The 15128-nt window shown below is 71.0% G+C and carries 11 protein-coding genes and 1 pseudogene; 6 read left to right on the top strand and 6 right to left on the bottom strand.

Annotation, left to right across the window (positions count from 1 at the left end):
* Positions 1-3: 3 nt before the first annotated feature.
* Positions 4-816 carry an ABC transporter ATP-binding protein gene (locus tag IF11_RS0113795; protein WP_030351846.1) on the bottom strand — a complete coding sequence of 271 codons (813 nt, stop codon included), beginning with the start codon at positions 814-816 and terminating at the stop codon, positions 4-6.
* Positions 817-962: 146 nt separating this feature from the next.
* On the bottom strand, positions 963-1667 hold the full coding sequence (locus IF11_RS0113790) for an N-acetylmuramoyl-L-alanine amidase (RefSeq protein WP_078490662.1): 705 nt from the start codon (positions 1665-1667) through the stop codon (positions 963-965).
* 60 nt (positions 1668-1727) lie between these two features.
* Here IF11_RS0113790 and mnmA point away from each other — a divergent pair, with 60 nt between their 5' ends.
* Entirely contained in the window at positions 1728-2861 is a 1134-nt protein-coding gene (gene mnmA / locus IF11_RS0113785; RefSeq protein WP_030351845.1) for a tRNA 2-thiouridine(34) synthase MnmA, read from the top strand.
* Positions 2862-2891: 30 nt separating this feature from the next.
* On the opposite strand, the gene IF11_RS0113780 is transcribed toward mnmA, so the two are convergent.
* The gene (locus IF11_RS0113780) at positions 2892-4541 is read right to left on the bottom strand and encodes an alpha-amylase family glycosyl hydrolase (protein WP_030351844.1); all 1650 of its coding nucleotides are present in this window, start codon (positions 4539-4541) and stop codon (positions 2892-2894) included.
* 228 nt (positions 4542-4769) lie between these two features.
* Here IF11_RS0113780 and IF11_RS43185 point away from each other — a divergent pair.
* Positions 4770-6638 (top strand): annotated as a pseudogene (locus IF11_RS43185) (beta-galactosidase); the annotation flags it as partial.
* Between the two features lie 684 nt (positions 6639-7322).
* On the opposite strand, the gene IF11_RS41295 reads toward IF11_RS43185, so the two are convergent.
* From IF11_RS41295 to IF11_RS0113765, 3 genes are all read right to left on the bottom strand, one after another.
* Complete coding sequence (locus IF11_RS41295; RefSeq protein ID WP_116641108.1) at positions 7323-8930, bottom strand: peptidoglycan recognition protein family protein; 1608 nt, start codon at positions 8928-8930, stop codon at positions 7323-7325.
* Positions 8931-9137: 207 nt separating this feature from the next.
* Positions 9138-9914: an alpha/beta fold hydrolase gene (locus IF11_RS0113770; RefSeq protein WP_106979175.1), complete on the bottom strand. Its 777-nt coding sequence runs from the start codon at positions 9912-9914 to the stop codon at positions 9138-9140.
* A gap of 65 nt (positions 9915-9979) precedes the next feature.
* Positions 9980-10309: a DUF427 domain-containing protein gene (locus tag IF11_RS0113765; RefSeq protein ID WP_030351841.1), complete on the bottom strand. Its 330-nt coding sequence runs from the start codon at positions 10307-10309 to the stop codon at positions 9980-9982.
* A 116-nt stretch (positions 10310-10425) separates the two neighbouring features.
* Here IF11_RS0113765 and IF11_RS0113760 point away from each other — a divergent pair, with 116 nt between their 5' ends.
* The 4 genes from IF11_RS0113760 to ligA are packed head-to-tail and all read left to right on the top strand — an operon-like array spanning position 10426 to position 14992.
* Complete coding sequence (locus tag IF11_RS0113760) at positions 10426-10965, top strand: LOG family protein (protein ID WP_030351840.1); 540 nt, start codon at positions 10426-10428, stop codon at positions 10963-10965.
* A gap of 29 nt (positions 10966-10994) precedes the next feature.
* A complete protein-coding gene (locus tag IF11_RS0113755; RefSeq protein ID WP_030351839.1) occupies positions 10995-11684 on the top strand; it encodes an SDR family oxidoreductase in 690 nt (229 codons plus the stop codon).
* Complete coding sequence (locus tag IF11_RS0113750; protein WP_276311301.1) at positions 11681-12745, top strand: methionine synthase; 1065 nt, start codon at positions 11681-11683, stop codon at positions 12743-12745. The genes IF11_RS0113755 and IF11_RS0113750 overlap by 4 nt, the downstream gene beginning before the upstream one ends.
* 9 nt (positions 12746-12754) lie before the next feature.
* On the top strand, positions 12755-14992 hold the full coding sequence (gene ligA, locus IF11_RS0113745) for an NAD-dependent DNA ligase LigA (protein WP_420894603.1): 2238 nt from the start codon (positions 12755-12757) through the stop codon (positions 14990-14992).
* The last annotated feature ends 136 nt before the right edge of the window (positions 14993-15128 follow it).

Raw genomic sequence — 15128 nt, 5'->3', positions numbered from 1 at the left:
CTCTCACACCCCGGCCGTCAGGTCGTGGTGCGCCGGGGCCGCGTCGTGGTGCACCACGTCGCCCAGATGCGCGAGCCGCTCGGCGACCGCGTCCACGGTGGGCGCGGTCAGCCGCCCGGCCAGCCGGCCGTCCGCGAGGAACAGCACGGAGTCGGCGTACGAGGCGGCGACCGGGTCGTGCGTCACCATCACGACCGTCCCGCCGTGGACCCGTACGGTCTGCTGGAGCAGCCGCAGGACGTCCCGCGCGCTGCGGGTGTCCAGCGCGCCGGTCGGCTCGTCCGCGAAGATCACGGCGGGCTCGGTGACCAGCGCGCGGGCGATGGCGACGCGCTGGCGCTGACCGCCGGAGAGCTGGTCGGGCCGGTGGCTCAGCCGGTCGCCCAGGCCGACCTGGGTGAGGATCTCCCGGGCCCGTTCCCGGTCGACGCGGCGCCCGGCCAGCTTCAGGGGCAGGGTGGTGTTCCGCTCCACGGTGAGCGCGGGCAGCAGGTTGTACTGCTGGAAGACGAAGCCGATCCGGCGGCGGCGGAACCTCGTCAGCGCGGCCTCGCTGCCGCCGGTCATCTCCGCGCCGTCCACCATGACCAGCCCGCTGTCCGGCCGGTCGAGCCCCGCGGCGCACTGCAACAGGGTCGACTTGCCGGAGCCGGAGGGCCCCATGACCGCGGTGAAGCTCCCGGCGGGGAGGCTCAGCGACACCTCGTCCAGCGCGGTCACGGCGGTCCCGGCGGACCCGTAGACCTTGCGGACCTTGACCAGGCGCAGCGCCTCGGCGCTTCTGGCGCGCTCTGCCGTGCTCGTACGACGAAACATGGTGTTCCCTCCCCGTTCGGACGCTCTTCGCGCCCTTCCCTCACGCTCGTCCACGACGCTACGGACGGGGGAGGGCGGGCACACGGGGCGTAGGGCCCGAGTGCGGGGGTGGTGCTGAGTACACCGTGCCTGGGCTCTGTTGAGGGTCAGGCGTCCCGTACGAACTTCATGTACCGGTCCCAGTCCCACTTCGTCCCCGGGTCCGTGTGGTCCGTGCCCGGGACCTCGACGTGCCCGATGATGTGCTCGCGGTCGACGGGTATCGCGTACCGCCTGCATATGTCGGCGGTCAGCCGCGCAGAGGAGCGGTACATCGCGTCCGTGAAGGACGCGGCGTTGTCCACCCATCCCTCGTGCTCGATGCCGATGGAGCGCTCGTTGTACTCGCGATTGCCCGCGTGGTACGCCACGTCCAGCTCGCGGATCATCTGGGCCACATGGCCGTCCTTGCGGACCACATAGTGCGAGGCGGCGCCATGGCCGGGGTCGCGGAACACCTTCAGTGCGACCTGATAGCTGCCCTGGACGACATGGATCACCACCCGGTCGATCGTGTAGTCGTCCGGCCGGTCCGCCCGTCGCCAGTTCGCGGAGGACGCCGCCACCCACTCGGAGCCCGCGTAGTCCAGCTCACCCTCCTTGCGCGGCTTCGCTACGCCGGGGACGCGGTACCAGAGATGCCCCAGCTCTTCCCGCGCCAGCACGCCCCCGCCGAGCACGGCCGCCGCGCCGCCGATCAGCATCGCCCGGCGGCGGACCTTCGTACCGTCCGCCGGTGTGCGACGGCCCCCGCCCGCGCGACGGCTCCCGCCCGCGCCGCTGCCCGTCGTGCCTTGTGTGTTCTCGCCCATGTGATCGTCAACGCATACTCGCGCGACTGTGGTTCCCCCGGGCCGTACCCTGGTTGAGCTATGACTCAGAATTCCCAGCGCCCCCGCCCTCTTCGCGTACTCGCCGCCATGTCGGGCGGCGTGGACTCCGCCGTCGCCGCCGCCCGTGCCGCCGAGGCGGGCCATGACGTGACCGGAGTGCATCTCGCGCTCTCCGCGAATCCGCAGTCCTTCCGTACCGGCGCGCGCGGCTGCTGCACGATCGAGGACTCCCGCGACGCGCGCCGCGCCGCCGATGTCATCGGCATCCCGTTCTATGTCTGGGATCTCGCCGAGCGGTTCCGCGAGGACGTCGTCGAGGACTTCGTCGCGGAGTACGAGGCGGGCCGCACCCCCAACCCGTGTCTGCGCTGCAACGAGAAGATCAAGTTCGCGGCGCTGCTCGACAAGGCGCTCGCCCTCGGCTTCGACGCCGTGTGCACCGGCCACTACGCGACGGTCGTGATGGGCGCCGACGGCGCCCGTGAGCTGCACCGCGCGAGCGACATGGCCAAGGACCAGTCGTACGTACTGGGAGTCCTCGACGAGCGTCAGCTCGCCCACGCCATGTTCCCGCTCGGCGACACGCTCACCACCAAGGACGAGATCCGCGCGGAGGCCGAGCGCCGGGGTCTGGCGGTGGCGAAGAAGCCCGACAGCCATGACATCTGCTTTATCGCGGACGGCGACACCCAGGGCTTCCTGGCGGACCGGCTCGGCCGGGCGGAGGGCGACATCGTCGACGAGTCCGGTACGAAGGTGGGCAGCCACGACGGCGCGTTCGGCTTCACCATCGGCCAGCGCAAGGGCCTGCGCATCGGCCACCCGGCGCCCGACGGCAAGCCGCGCTATGTGCTGGACATCTCCCCGGTCGACAACACCGTGACGGTCGGCCCGGCCGCCGCGCTGGACGTCACGGCCCTGACGGCCCTCAAGCCCCGCTGGTGCGGCACCGCCCCCACCGGCCCCGGCGACTACACCGCCCAGCTGCGCGCCCATGGCGGTGAGACGGCGGTGACGGCGGAGCTGACCGACGGCACGCTCCACGTCCGCTTCGAGGAGCCCGTACGCGGCGTGGCGCCCGGCCAGGCGATCGTGCTGTATGACGGGACGCGCGTGGTCGGCTCGGCGACGATCGCGACGACGGAGCGGCGTACGGGAGCCCTGGCCGGCTGAGCGGTACGGCCGGCCGGCCAGGGCCGCCGTTCAGACGGAGGGCTCCTGGGGTGTGAGGTCGAACACGCCGTACGCGAAGCCCTGGGCCGTGATCGTGCGGCCGTCCACCGCCACGCCGGAGCCTTCGAGCGCGCGTGCGTGTGTGGTGTCAGGGGTATCGGGGGCGTCCGCCGTGCAGGTCGCCGGGGTCGCGCGGGGGTTGACGACCACGAGATACCGCCCGCCCCGGACGTACACGAACGGGTAGCCGGAGTGGAGCACGTCGACGCTGCCCGCCGCGCCGAGTTCGGGCGTCGCCCGGCGCAGGGCGATCAGGCGGCGTACGAGATGGAGCAGTGAGCTCTCGTCGGCCCGCTGGGCGGCGACCGTGGGGCGGTCCGGGCTGGGGTCGAGGGGGAGGTAGAGGCTGTCCGGGGTGGAGACGGCCGAGAAGCCCGCGTTCGGGCCGTCGTCCCACTGCATGGGGGTGCGGGAGCCCGCCCGGTTGTAGCGCGGGCCCAGCACGCTGCCCTCGGTGTCCGGCAGGCCGGGGATGAAGCGCATGCCGATCTCGTCGCCGTAGTAGATCGCGGGCAGCGTCGGCCAGGTGAGCTGGAAGGCGAAGGCGGCCGGGAGCTGTTCGGCGGTGCGCGGGCCGCAGTTGAGGCGCGCGAAGTCGTGGTTCGCGGTGGGCAGGGCGACATGCCCGCCGCCGTCACCGATGACGGCGACGGCCTCCCGCCAGGCGTCCACGAACGTGCTCGGTGAGCCCTTGCCGCCGGGGTCGAAGAAGCAGTCGACCGGGTCCCAGCCGTCATTGTCGGTGCCCTGACGGTTGTTCCACAGGGAGCGCAGGGGACGTCCCTCGGTCGGACCGCCGAACTGGAGGAAGAAGTCCGTGTGGAACCCGGCGGGGACCGATACGGCCGGGTCGCCCCATTCGGCGAGCAGCGCCGCCTCGGGATGGGCGGCGTCGAGCCAGTGGCGCAGCTCGGTCCAGAGCTTGCGGGTCTCGGTCTTGCCGGCGTCGTCCTTGACGAGCGAGGCGGCCATGTCGACGCGGAAGCCGGCGAGGCCGAGACCGAGCCAGTGGTCCATGATCTCCCGCAGGGCGGCGCGGTTGGCCAGGGGCCCCGGGGCGTCGGGGGCCTGGCGCCAGGGTTCGGCCGGATCCGTGCGCGCGTAACCGAAGTTGAGCGCGGGCTGCGAGTCGAAGAAGTTCGGCAGATAGGCGCCGGGGCGGGCGCCGGGAGAGGCCACGAACCCGGCGGGCGGGGGCGCGTCCGTCCCGGATCCGGTGTGCGTATCGGTCCAGATGTAGCGGTGGTCCTCGGGGTCGTCGGCGGAGGCCGTGAACCAGGGGTGCTCGTCGGAGGTGTGCCCGGCGACGAGGTCGAGCAGGACGCGTATGCCGCGCCGGCGGGCCTCGTCCACCAGGCGGGCGAGGTCGTCGTCGGTGCCGTAGCGGGGCGCGACGCTGAGGTAGTCGCTGACGTCGTACCCGGCGTCGCGGAAGGGCGAGGCGAAACAGGGGTTGAGCCAGACCGTGTTCACGCCCAGCCAGGCGAGATGGTCGAGGCGTCCGGTGATGCCGGCGAAGTCGCCGATGCCGTCGCCGTCGGAGTCGGCGAACGACTGCGGGTAGATCTGGTAGAAGACGGCGTCGGCCAGCCAGGAGGGGGCGGGGCGGAACGGAGTCATGGGGTCGGTACGGCCTTTCCCTTGCGGTGGAGGGCTCTTCCCGTTACGGAAGCGTAACCAGGCGGACTCTTGTGGGTGTCGAGAAGCCTGCCCCAGGGTTCTGTATGCGCATACAGGCAGCGCATACATGCTGCCATCCGCTCCGAGGAGCCGCCACCCGTTCCCCACTGGAGAGCCGCCTTCCGAAGAGCCGCCACCCGTTCTCTTCCATTGAGGAAGTACGACGCCATGACGCATGTCCCCGCACCACGCCGCCGCACCGTCCTGGGCGGCGCCGCCCTCGGCACACTCGCCGGAGCGGGCCTGTCCGCCCGGACCGCCCCGGCCGCGTACGCCGCGCAGGCCGCGCAGGGGGAGCCCGCCGACCGGGCCCCGGCCGGCTCCGTCTCGTACCGGAACAAACAGATCCTCATCGACGGCGAGCCCGCGCTCGTCCTCGCCGGCGAGATCCACTACTTCCGGCTGAAGCGGGCGGACTGGCAGTCACGGCTCGACCGGGCGAAGGCCGCCGGCCTCAACACGATCGCCTCGTACATCCCCTGGATGTGGCACGAACTCCCGGACGGCACCATCGATGTCACCGGCCGTACCCGCCCCGAGCGCGACCTCGGCGCCTTCATCGATCTCTGCCATCGCAACGGTTTCCTGTTCATCGCCCGCCCCGGCCCCTTCACCATGGCCGAACTGAAGGGCGAGGGCGTCCCCGACCGGGTGCGCGAGGACCACCCGGAGATCGTCTCCACCGGCTGGTACGACGCCCCCGCCACCACCCCCACCGTCGACTACCTCGCGCCCGCCTTCCTCCAGGAGGCGCGCCGCTGGTACGCGGCGGTGATGCCGGTGCTCGCGCAGCGGCTGCACGGCAGGGGCGGCCCCGTCGTCTCCGTACAGCTCGACAACGAGATCGGCATGCTGGCCTGGGTCAGCAACTCGCCCGATCTCACGGACCATCTGACGGCCGACTTCGACGGCTGGCTGCGCGCGGAGTACGGGGACGGGCTGGCCGGCCGCTATCCGTTCGCCGACAAGGACCTGGCCGGACGGCGCAAGGCGATCCGCAACCCCGAGGACGCGTACGGCGCGGCCCTGATGCACGATCTGGGCCGGTTCATGCGGGGCCGCTTCGCGCGGTACGTCACCGAACTGCGCCGGGCCGCCGGGGAACACGGCGTCACGGGCGTCCCGTTCGTCATCAACATCCACGGCACCTCCGACAGCCGTGCCGAGCCCTTCCCCATCGGCATCAGCCAGCTGATGGAGACCTACGCGGGGGTCGAGGGGACGATCTCGGGCGCGGACTTCTATCTGGGCGATCTGACCCTGCGCAATGTCACCGATCTGTATCTGATCAATGCGTTCATGGACGCGATCAATGACAAGGATCAACCCGTCACGGCGCTGGAGTTCGACGCGGGTCACGCCGATTACGGGCAGAACATGGACAGTCAGACCAGCCCGTCCGGAGTCGATCTGAAGACCCGCCTCTGTGTCGCACAGGGCGCGAAAATGATCAACTACTACCTGTTCGCGGGCGGGTTCAACCCGAAGCTCGACAAGCCGGCGGGCGACGGGAACGACCGCATCGGCATCACGGGCGAGCGGCACGGCTTCGCGGCGCCGGTCGATCCGGAGGGCCGGCCGGGGGTCAGCTACGCGTCGACGCGCCGGACGGTACGTGCCATGGGCGGGCTGGCCGAGGTCCTCGCGCCGATGCGGGCGACCTACGACGAGATGGCGCTCGGCTTCGTACCCGATCACTATCTGACCGAATACCACCCGCCGAAGCTCGCGTCGGTACAGCACGTGCTGGACGAAGCGGTGAACACGCGCGGCGCCGGACCCCGGGGCTCGCTGGCCCGCGCGATGCTGCTCGGCGGCTTCCGCTACCGCAGCGTGAACCTCCAGGCGGGCGACCTCGACCCGGCGCGCGTGCCGGTGCTCGCGCTGGCCACGGGCGAGCATCTGGGAGCGGAGCTCCAGCGCAGGCTGGTCCGCTATCTCGAAGCGGGCGGAAAGCTGCTGCTGTCCGGCAGGCTCCCGGTCAAGGACATGGCCGACCAGCGGTGCACGGTCCTCGCGGACGCGCTGGGGCTCACGGCCGGCGACACGCTGACCGACGCGAACCGCTTCTGGCTCTCGGTCACCGCCCACGGCTGGGCGGGGCCGCTGCCGGAAGTACGCCTCTCACGCGCCCAGTTGTGCGCGCCCGCGCGCGGGACGACGGTGCTGCGCGAGCTCTCCACGGGCAAGGGCTGCGGCTTCGACATCCCCGTCGGCCGGGGCCGGGCCGTGGTGATCACCACCGACTACCAGTGCGATCTGACCTTCTGGGGCCGCGCCTTCGCCGCGCTGGACGCCGCCCCCGCCCTCCGGCACAGCGCGACCGACCCGGGTGTCTTCCTGCTGACGACGGCGGACGACGCGCGCGGACGGCTGCTGCACGCCTTCAACGTCTCCTCCGGCTACGACCAGGACTTCACGGTCACCGAGCACGGCAAACCCCTCTTCGGCGGCGAGAAGCTGCACCTGCCGGGGCGTACGGCGGCGATGCTGCCGCTCGGACTGGCGGCGGGCGGGCTCCGGATCGCTTACGCGACGGCGGAACTGACCGGCGTCGCCGACGGCCGTGCGACGTTCCGCGCACTCGGCGGGGAAGGCGTCGAATCGGTGGTCGCCGTGGAGGGCAAGGCGGTCTGCGACGGGGCGCGCGTGTCGACGGAGGGCGGCCGGCCCGATCGGATTCGGGGGAGGGCCCGCCTACAGGTCCGTCTACCGAACCGCCTACCGGCCCGCCTGCAGGGCCGACCACGTCGCGGGACCGGCTATGCCGTCCACGGTCAGGCCACGGCCGCTCTGGTAGTCGCGGACGGCCTGCGCCGTGTTCGGCCCGAACTGGCCGTCGATGGACACGGTCCGGCCGAGGGCCGCCGTCAACGCGCGCTGGAGACGCTCCACTACGGCGCCCGTACTCCCCTCCCGCACCTCGGAGGTGGTCCCCGCGGCGAGCAGGGCCGTCCATGTGCGGGCGCCGACAACGCCGTCGGCGGGCAGCCCGCGGGCGGTCTGGAAGGACGTGACCGCGCTCGTGGTCCGCGTGCCGAACACACCGTCCGCGGTGCCGACGTTGTGCCCCTGCTGGTTCAGCAGGGTCTGAGCGGCCGTCACCTGGGCCCCGGTGGAACCGCTGCGCAGGGTGTTGTACGAGGGGAAGCTCAACTGGACGCTGCCGCCGCCTCCGCCGCTGCCTCCGACCAACTGCATGTAGTAGTTCCAGTTCCAGTTCGGTCCCGGATCGGTGTGGTCATTGCCCGGCACCTCCGCGTGGCCGACGATGTGCGCGCGGTCCTTGGGTATGCCGTACCGGTCGCACAGGTACCGGGTGAGGGCGGCCGACGACCGGTACATCGAGTCGGTGAACCAGCTCGGGTCGTTGATAAAGCCTTCGTGCTCGATCCCCAGACTGGAGGAGTTGGCCGAGCGCGCGTGGTACGCGGTGTCGCTGTCGCGGACCATCTGGGTGATCGCGCCGTCCGAGGAGCGGACCACGTAGTGAGAGCTGACCTGCGAGGACGGGTTCTGGAACCAGCTGATGGTCCCGGCGTACGAGCCCTGCGTGACATGTACGACCACGCTGCTGATCGACGCGGACCGGCCGGCCGCGTAGTTGGCCGAGTTGGCCGGGACCCACGCCGCGTCCGGGTAGTCGGGGGAGAGGGCGGCACTCCGCTGGTCCGAGCCCGTGGCCGCGTACGCGCCGCGCTCGGGCTCGACGGCGCGGGGCCGTACGGTGACGCTCTCGCCACCCGGGACGTCCGCGTCGATGCCCTGTGCGAGGAGCGTGTAGACGGTGTCGGCGTAGAGCCGCGCGGTGCGGATGTCGGCCGCCCCGCCGTACCGGGCGACCACCGGATACCACTCGTCGATGCTGCGGCGCTCCCCGCTGTCCAGGCCGAGCCCGTCCGCGTAGGCGCGGAGCACGGCCGCGCCGCCACGGATGTTCGCCGCCGTGTCCTCGCGCAGCTCGGAGCTCCGCTCGCCGGTCAGCTCGGCGGCCTTCTCCAGGGTGTGGCTCTTGGGGTTGCTCACCAGGTGCATCACCCCGTAGCCGTTGGCCTGGCTGGGTTCGCCCTGGTGCCCGTCGAGGTGGGTCTCGCCGTACCCGACGGCCACCAACAGGTCCCGGGGGACCTCGAATTCGGCCGCGGCCCGGGTGAAGGCCCGGCTCATGCCGTCCCGGTCCGACGGGGGGACGGGCGCGGGCGCGGCGCCCGCGGACTGGGCCGTGGCGAGGAGCACCGTGGTGATGAGGCCACCGAGCGCGGACAGCGCCGTTCTCTTCGACAGTCTCCTCTGCCCTGGCCTGTTCCCCGGCGTCGATCGTCGGTACATGCTTCCTCCTGGCCCGTTTCGCGGTCTCCGCCTGAGCGGATTCATGGGGGTCTACGCGAGTTGAACGCACCACTCCTATCGAGCGGTCATGCTCACGTCAAGCCCCACCCGTCGCGTACGCCACTCAAGTGACGCATCAGCCAGAAAACGCGCGTACCGGTGAAAAGCCCTACACGTACGCGCCCTTACACGTACGCGCGACGAGCCTTACGCGGCGAAGAACTCCTCCAGGACCGGTGCCAGCACATGGGGTGCCACCTCATGTGTCTGGCCCGTCAGCGTGCGGTGCCGGCCCCGGGGAAGGGCCCTGGCCACCGCGCGGGCGGCGGCGCGCAGGGGCGGCGGGCTGGCGCCGCCGTCCACCACCATCGCGCGGGTCCTGATCGTCGCCAGCCGGTCGGCCGGGATCAGTCCCGGCCCCAGTACGGCGTTGTCGTACGCCAAGGTGTGCGCCAGAGCGGCCAGATCCGGCCACATCGGGGACCGGCGCATGCGGGCGATCATCTCGGGCACCATTCCCACCAGCGAGAGGAACAGCTCCACCGCCTCGCCCCGCCGCCCCCGCGCCAGCAGGTCCGTGAGCCGCTCGCGGTAGGCCGCGTTGCCCGGCAGAGCGGCCGGATCGGTGGCGTACGGAGGCTCGTACAGGGCGAATTGGGCGATCGGCAGGCCCGCGGCCGTCGCCTCCAGGACCAGGGCCGCGCCCGAGGAGACGCCGTATACGGACGCGCTCCCGCCGGCCGCGTCGAGGAGCGCGGCCAGATCCTCGGTCTCCCGCTCCACCGCGTACGGACCGCTCTCGCCGCTCGCGCCGCGCCCGCGCCGGTCGTAGGTGATCACGTCGAAGCGCGGCGCGAGCAGCTTCGCCAGCGGGGCTTCGGATTCGGCGGTGTTGAGCGCTCCCCCCACCAGAATCACCGGCGGTCCGTCCCCCGACCGCCGGTACGCGATCGGGGTGCCGTCCCCCGATGTCACCGTGCGCACATTGTTCATAACGACTCAGACCGGCGTGCCCGGCCCAACTCATCGCTTGCGCGAGAAGTTTTTTCTCAGGCCGCGACGACCTCCGTGTCGTAGAAGCAGAAGTGGTCCTTGACCTGAGCGACTTCGGCCTTCGGCGTGGGGTACGCCCAGACGAGATCCGGCGCGCCCGCCAGCGACCAGTACGAGGCGTCGCCCTTGAACGGGCAGTGGGTGGAGGTGTCGGAGGGCGTCAGCAGTTCGGTACGTACGTCCTCGGGCGGGAGGTAGTAGCGGACCGGACAGCCCGTCTCGCGCAGCAGCAGCGGGCTGTGGCTCTCCGCGATGGTCTGCCCGTCACGTACGACACGTACATGCTCGGTGCCCTGCTCGATCGTGATGCGGTGTCCCGTGCTCATGGTGGTCTGCCCCTTCGCAGGTGCGCTCCAGGAGCGGGGTTCATTGCCCCGCTCGGTCCCTCTGTACGTTCAGCAACGAACCACGGCGTCCTCTTCCCGCCCGTACCGTTCTCCTCATGAATATCTGTGTCTTCCTCTCCGCCGCCGATCTCCCCGAGCGCTACACCCGTCCCGCCCGTGAATTCGCCGAGCTGATCGGCAAGGGCGGCCACACCCTCGTATGGGGCGGTTCCGACAGCGGGCTGATGAAGGTCGTCGCCGACGGAGTGCAGGAGACGGGCGGGCGGCTGGTCGGTGTCTCCGTGGACTTCCTCAGCGATGTGACCCGCCCGAACGCCGACGAGATGGTGATCGCCAAGGACCTCGCCGAACGCAAGGCCCTGCTGCTCGCCAAGTCCGACGCGGTCGTGATCATGGTCGGTGGTACGGGGACGCTGGACGAGGCCACCGAAATCCTGGAGCTCAAGAAGCACGCCCTGCACACCAAGCCCGTGGTGCTGCTCAACACGGCCGGTTTCTACGACGGGCTCAAGCAGCAGTTCCGGCGGATGGACGAGGACGGCTTCCTGCCGCTGCCCCTCACCGACCTGGTGTTCTTCGCCGAGGACGGGGTGAGCGCCCTCGCGTATCTGGAGGAGTCCGCCGGCGTTCAGTGATCGGGGCGCGGTGATGCGACCATGACCGCATGGCTACCCATCTGATCACCGGTGCGGGCTCCGGCATCGGCGCCGCTGTCGCGCGCCGGCTGCACGAGCGCGGCGACGACCTGATCCTGTTCGCCCGTGACGCCGGCCGCGCCAAGGAGCTCGGCTCCGCCTTCCCCGGCGCCCGTACCCTCGTCGGCGACCTCGCCAGCCCGGACCGGCTCTCCTGGGCGCTGGCCCAGCAGTCGCTTCCGGACCGGCTCGACTCGCTGCTGCACATCGCGGGCGTCGTCGACCTGGGGCCGGTCGGGGATCTGACCCCGAAGACCTGGCACCACCAGCTGAATGTGAACCTGATCGCGCCCGCCGAGCTGACCCGGCTCCTGCTGCCCCAACTCCGGGTCTCCCACGGCCAGGTGATCTTCGTCAACTCGGGCGCCGGGCTCAGCGCCCACGCCGAGTGGGGCGCGTACGCCGCGTCCAAGCACGGCCTCAAGGCGCTCGCCGACGCGCTGCGCGAGGAGGAGCGGGCGAGCGGTCTGCGGGTGACCTCCGTCTACCCAGGCCGTACGGCGAGCCCCATGCAGGCCAAGGTCCACCAGCAGGAGGGCAAGGAGTACGACGCCACCCGCTGGATCGACCCCGGGTCCGTGGCGACGACGATCCTCACGGCGCTCGACCTGCCGCGCGACGCGCGGATCGATGACGTGACCGTACGGCCGGGCCGGTGAGCGCGCCGATGGACGAGTCGCGGAACGGCTCACGGAACGAGCCGGTCACCGCATCGCCGACCGAGCCGGCCACGCGCGTCTGGGGCGCCGCCACGGGGATCGGTTCGATGCCCGGCGGCGACGCGCGGGAGACCGCCAAGGCCGTCAGCGGCAGCTTCGAGGACTTCCCGCATCTGCCCGAGCTGCCCGCCCGCGGCCCCGGCGCCGACATGATCGGCCGGACGGCGGGGCTCCTCGTCGAGGTCTACGCGCGCGTGGAGCCCAGCGGCTGGCGGATCGGCGACCGGCCGGGCCGCGACACCAAGCGGGCCTGGTCCTGGATGGGCGAGGACCTCGACGCGCTGGAGGAGTTCACCCGGGGGTACGAGGGCCCGGTCAAGGTCCAGGCCGTCGGGCCGTGGACGCTGGCCGCCTCGCTGGAGCTGCGCAACGGCGAGTCGGCGCTCAGCGACCCCGGAGCCTGCCGGGATCTGACCGGCTCGCTGGTGGAGGGGCTGACCGCGCATCTCGCGGAGGTACGGCGCCGGGTGCCCGGCGCCGTACCGGTGCTCCAGATCGACGAGCCGTCCCTCACCGCCGTACTGCGCGGACATGTCAGGTCGGCCAGCGGCTACCGCACCCACCGGGCGGTGGACCGCCAGGTCGTGGAGAGCGCGCTGCGCGAGGTGACCGCGCTGAGCGAGGGGACGGCGGTCATCCACTCCTGCGCGCCCGACGTCCCGTTCGCTCTGCTGAGGCGGGCGGGCGCGGCGGCGGTCTCGTTCGATTTCGGTCTGCTCACCGAGCGTGACGAGGACATCATCGGTGAGGCGGTCGAGGGCGGAACGAAACTCTTCGCCGGAATCGTGCCGGGCACCGACGGCCCATTGTCAGACCCTGCCGGTAGCGTCATGGGTGTCAGAACGCTGTGGCGCAGGCTGGGGCTGAATCCGGGGACTCTCGCGGAGTCCGTGGTGCTCACCCCGTCGTGCGGGCTCGCGGGGGCATCTCCCGCGTACGCGCGCGCCGCGATGGCGCACTGCGTCAGGGCCGCGAGATCCCTCGTGGACAACCCTGAGTGACGATCCGGGATGACGGGTCATGGTGAACGGGAGGACGAAACGGTGGCTGGCGAACAGCGGACGGCGGTGCCCGCCGAGGCACGGGAACGGCATGCCCAACTCGCCGAGCAGATCGAGGAGCACCGCTTCCGGTACTACGTGAAGGACCAGCCGGTCATCAGCGACGGCGAGTTCGACACACTGCTGCGGTCGCTGGAGGCGCTGGAGGAGGAGCATCCGGAGCTGCGCACGCCCGACTCGCCGACCCAGAAGGTCGCGGGGGCGTACGAGACGGACTTCACCGCGGTCCAGCACCGCGAGCGGATGCTCTCCCTGGACAACGCGTTCGACGACGCCGAGCTGGCCGCCTGGGCCGACCGGGTCGCCAAGGACGTGGGCACGCCCGACTTCCACTTCCTGTGCGAGCTGAAGGTCGACGGACTCGCGGTCAATCTCACCTATGAGCACGGCAGGCTGACCCGCGCCGCCACCCGTGGCGACGGCCGTACGGGCGAGGACATCACGCCCAACGTCCGTACGATCGCCGAGATCCCGCACCGGCTGGCGGGCGAGCGCGTCCCGGAGCTGGTGGAGATCCGCGGGGAGGTCTACTTCCCGATGGAGGCATTCCAGGAGCTGAACGCGCGTCTGGTGGCCGCCGGTGACAAGCCGTTCGCCAACCCGCGCAACGCGGCGGCGGGTTCACTGCGCCAGAAGGACCCCAAGATCACCGCGACCCGCCCGCTGCACATGGTGGTGCACGGCATCGGGGCCCGCGAGGGCTTCGACATCGACTGCCTCTCGCACGCGTACGAGCTGCTGCGCGAGTGGGGGCTGCCGACCGCCCGGCACAACAAGGTGGTCGGATCCATCGGGGAGGTACGGGAGTTCATCGCGTACTTCGGCGAGCACCGCCACTCCGTGGAGCACGAGATCGACGGTGTGGTCGTCAAGCTCGACGAGATCCCGCTCCAGGGCCGGCTGGGCTCCACCTCGCGCGCCCCGCGCTGGGCGATCGCCTGGAAGTACGCGCCCGAGGAGGTCAACACCAAGCTGGTGAACATCCGGGTGGGCGTCGGCCGCACCGGGCGCGTCACGCCGTACGCGCAGGTCGAGCCGGTCACGGTCGCCGGTTCCGAGGTCGAGTTCGCCACGCTCCACAACCAGGACGTGGTGAAGGCCAAGGGCGTCTGGATCGGTGACACGGTCGTGATCCGCAAGGCCGGCGATGTCATTCCGGAGATCCTCGGCCCGGTCATCGATCTGCGGCCCGAGGACGCGTACGAGTTCGAGATGCCGGCGGTGTGCCCCGAGTGCGGTACGGAACTGCGGGCCATGAAGGAGGGTGACATCGACCTCCGCTGCCCCAACGCCCGCACCTGCCCGGCCCAGTTGCGCGAGCGGCTGTTCTATCTCGCAGGCCGCAAGTGCCTGGACATCGAGAACTTCGGCTATGTGGCCGCCGCCGCCCTGACCAGACCACTGAAGCCGGAGACACCGCCGCTGGTGGACGAGGGCGATCTTTTCGATCTGACGGTCGAGCAGTTGCTGCCCATCATGGCGTATGTCCTCGACCAGGACAGTGGGTTGCCCAAGCGCGACCCGAAGACCGGGGAGGAAAAGGTCGTCACGGTCTTCGCCAATCAGGAGGGCGAGCCGAAGAAGAACGCCCTGGCGATGCTTCAGAACATCTCGGCGGCCAGGGAACGCCCGCTGGCCCGGATCATCGCCGGGCTCTCCATCCGCCATGTCGGGCCGGTCGCCGCCGAGGCGCTGGCCAGGGAGTTCCGTTCGATCGACCGGATCGAGCAGGCCACGGAGAAGGAGCTGGCCGATGTCGACGGCGTCGGGGCGATCATCGCCACCTCCGTCAAGGAATGGTTCGAGGTCGACTGGCACCGCGAGATCCTGCGCAAGTGGCGGGCCGCCGGGGTACGTATGGAGGAAGAGGGCACCGGCGAGGACGAGGCACCACGGCCGTTGGAGGGCCTGACGGTCGTCGTCACGGGCACGCTGGAGCGGTACACGCGGGATGGCGCGAAAGAGGCGCTTCAAACCCGTGGCGCGAAGGTGACCGGGGCCGTCTCGAAGAAGACCGGCTTCGTGGTGGTCGGGGAGAACCCCGGTTCGAAGTACGACAAAGCGATGCAGCTGAAGGTTCCGGTCCTGGACGAACAGGGGTTCACCATCCTGCTCGAACAGGGTCCGGACGCGGCCAGGGAGGCCGCGGTCAGGCCGGAAGAGGCGTCGGCCACCCCCGAGGAGTAGCGCGACAATCCCCCGGAAAGCGGAGTCCCACACCGTCGAATTCGGGCCGCAAAGCTCACCCGTTCGGCGCATACCAGATGGATACGGATGGGCAGGTCGCATTCGGGCAACAGCTGTAGAGCGCTGCCCGTCGGAG

Source organism: Streptomyces scopuliridis RB72 (assembly GCF_000718095.1).
Lineage (GTDB): Bacteria > Actinomycetota > Actinomycetes > Streptomycetales > Streptomycetaceae > Streptomyces > Streptomyces scopuliridis.
This window is presented reverse-complemented; position numbering and strand designations above follow the sequence as displayed.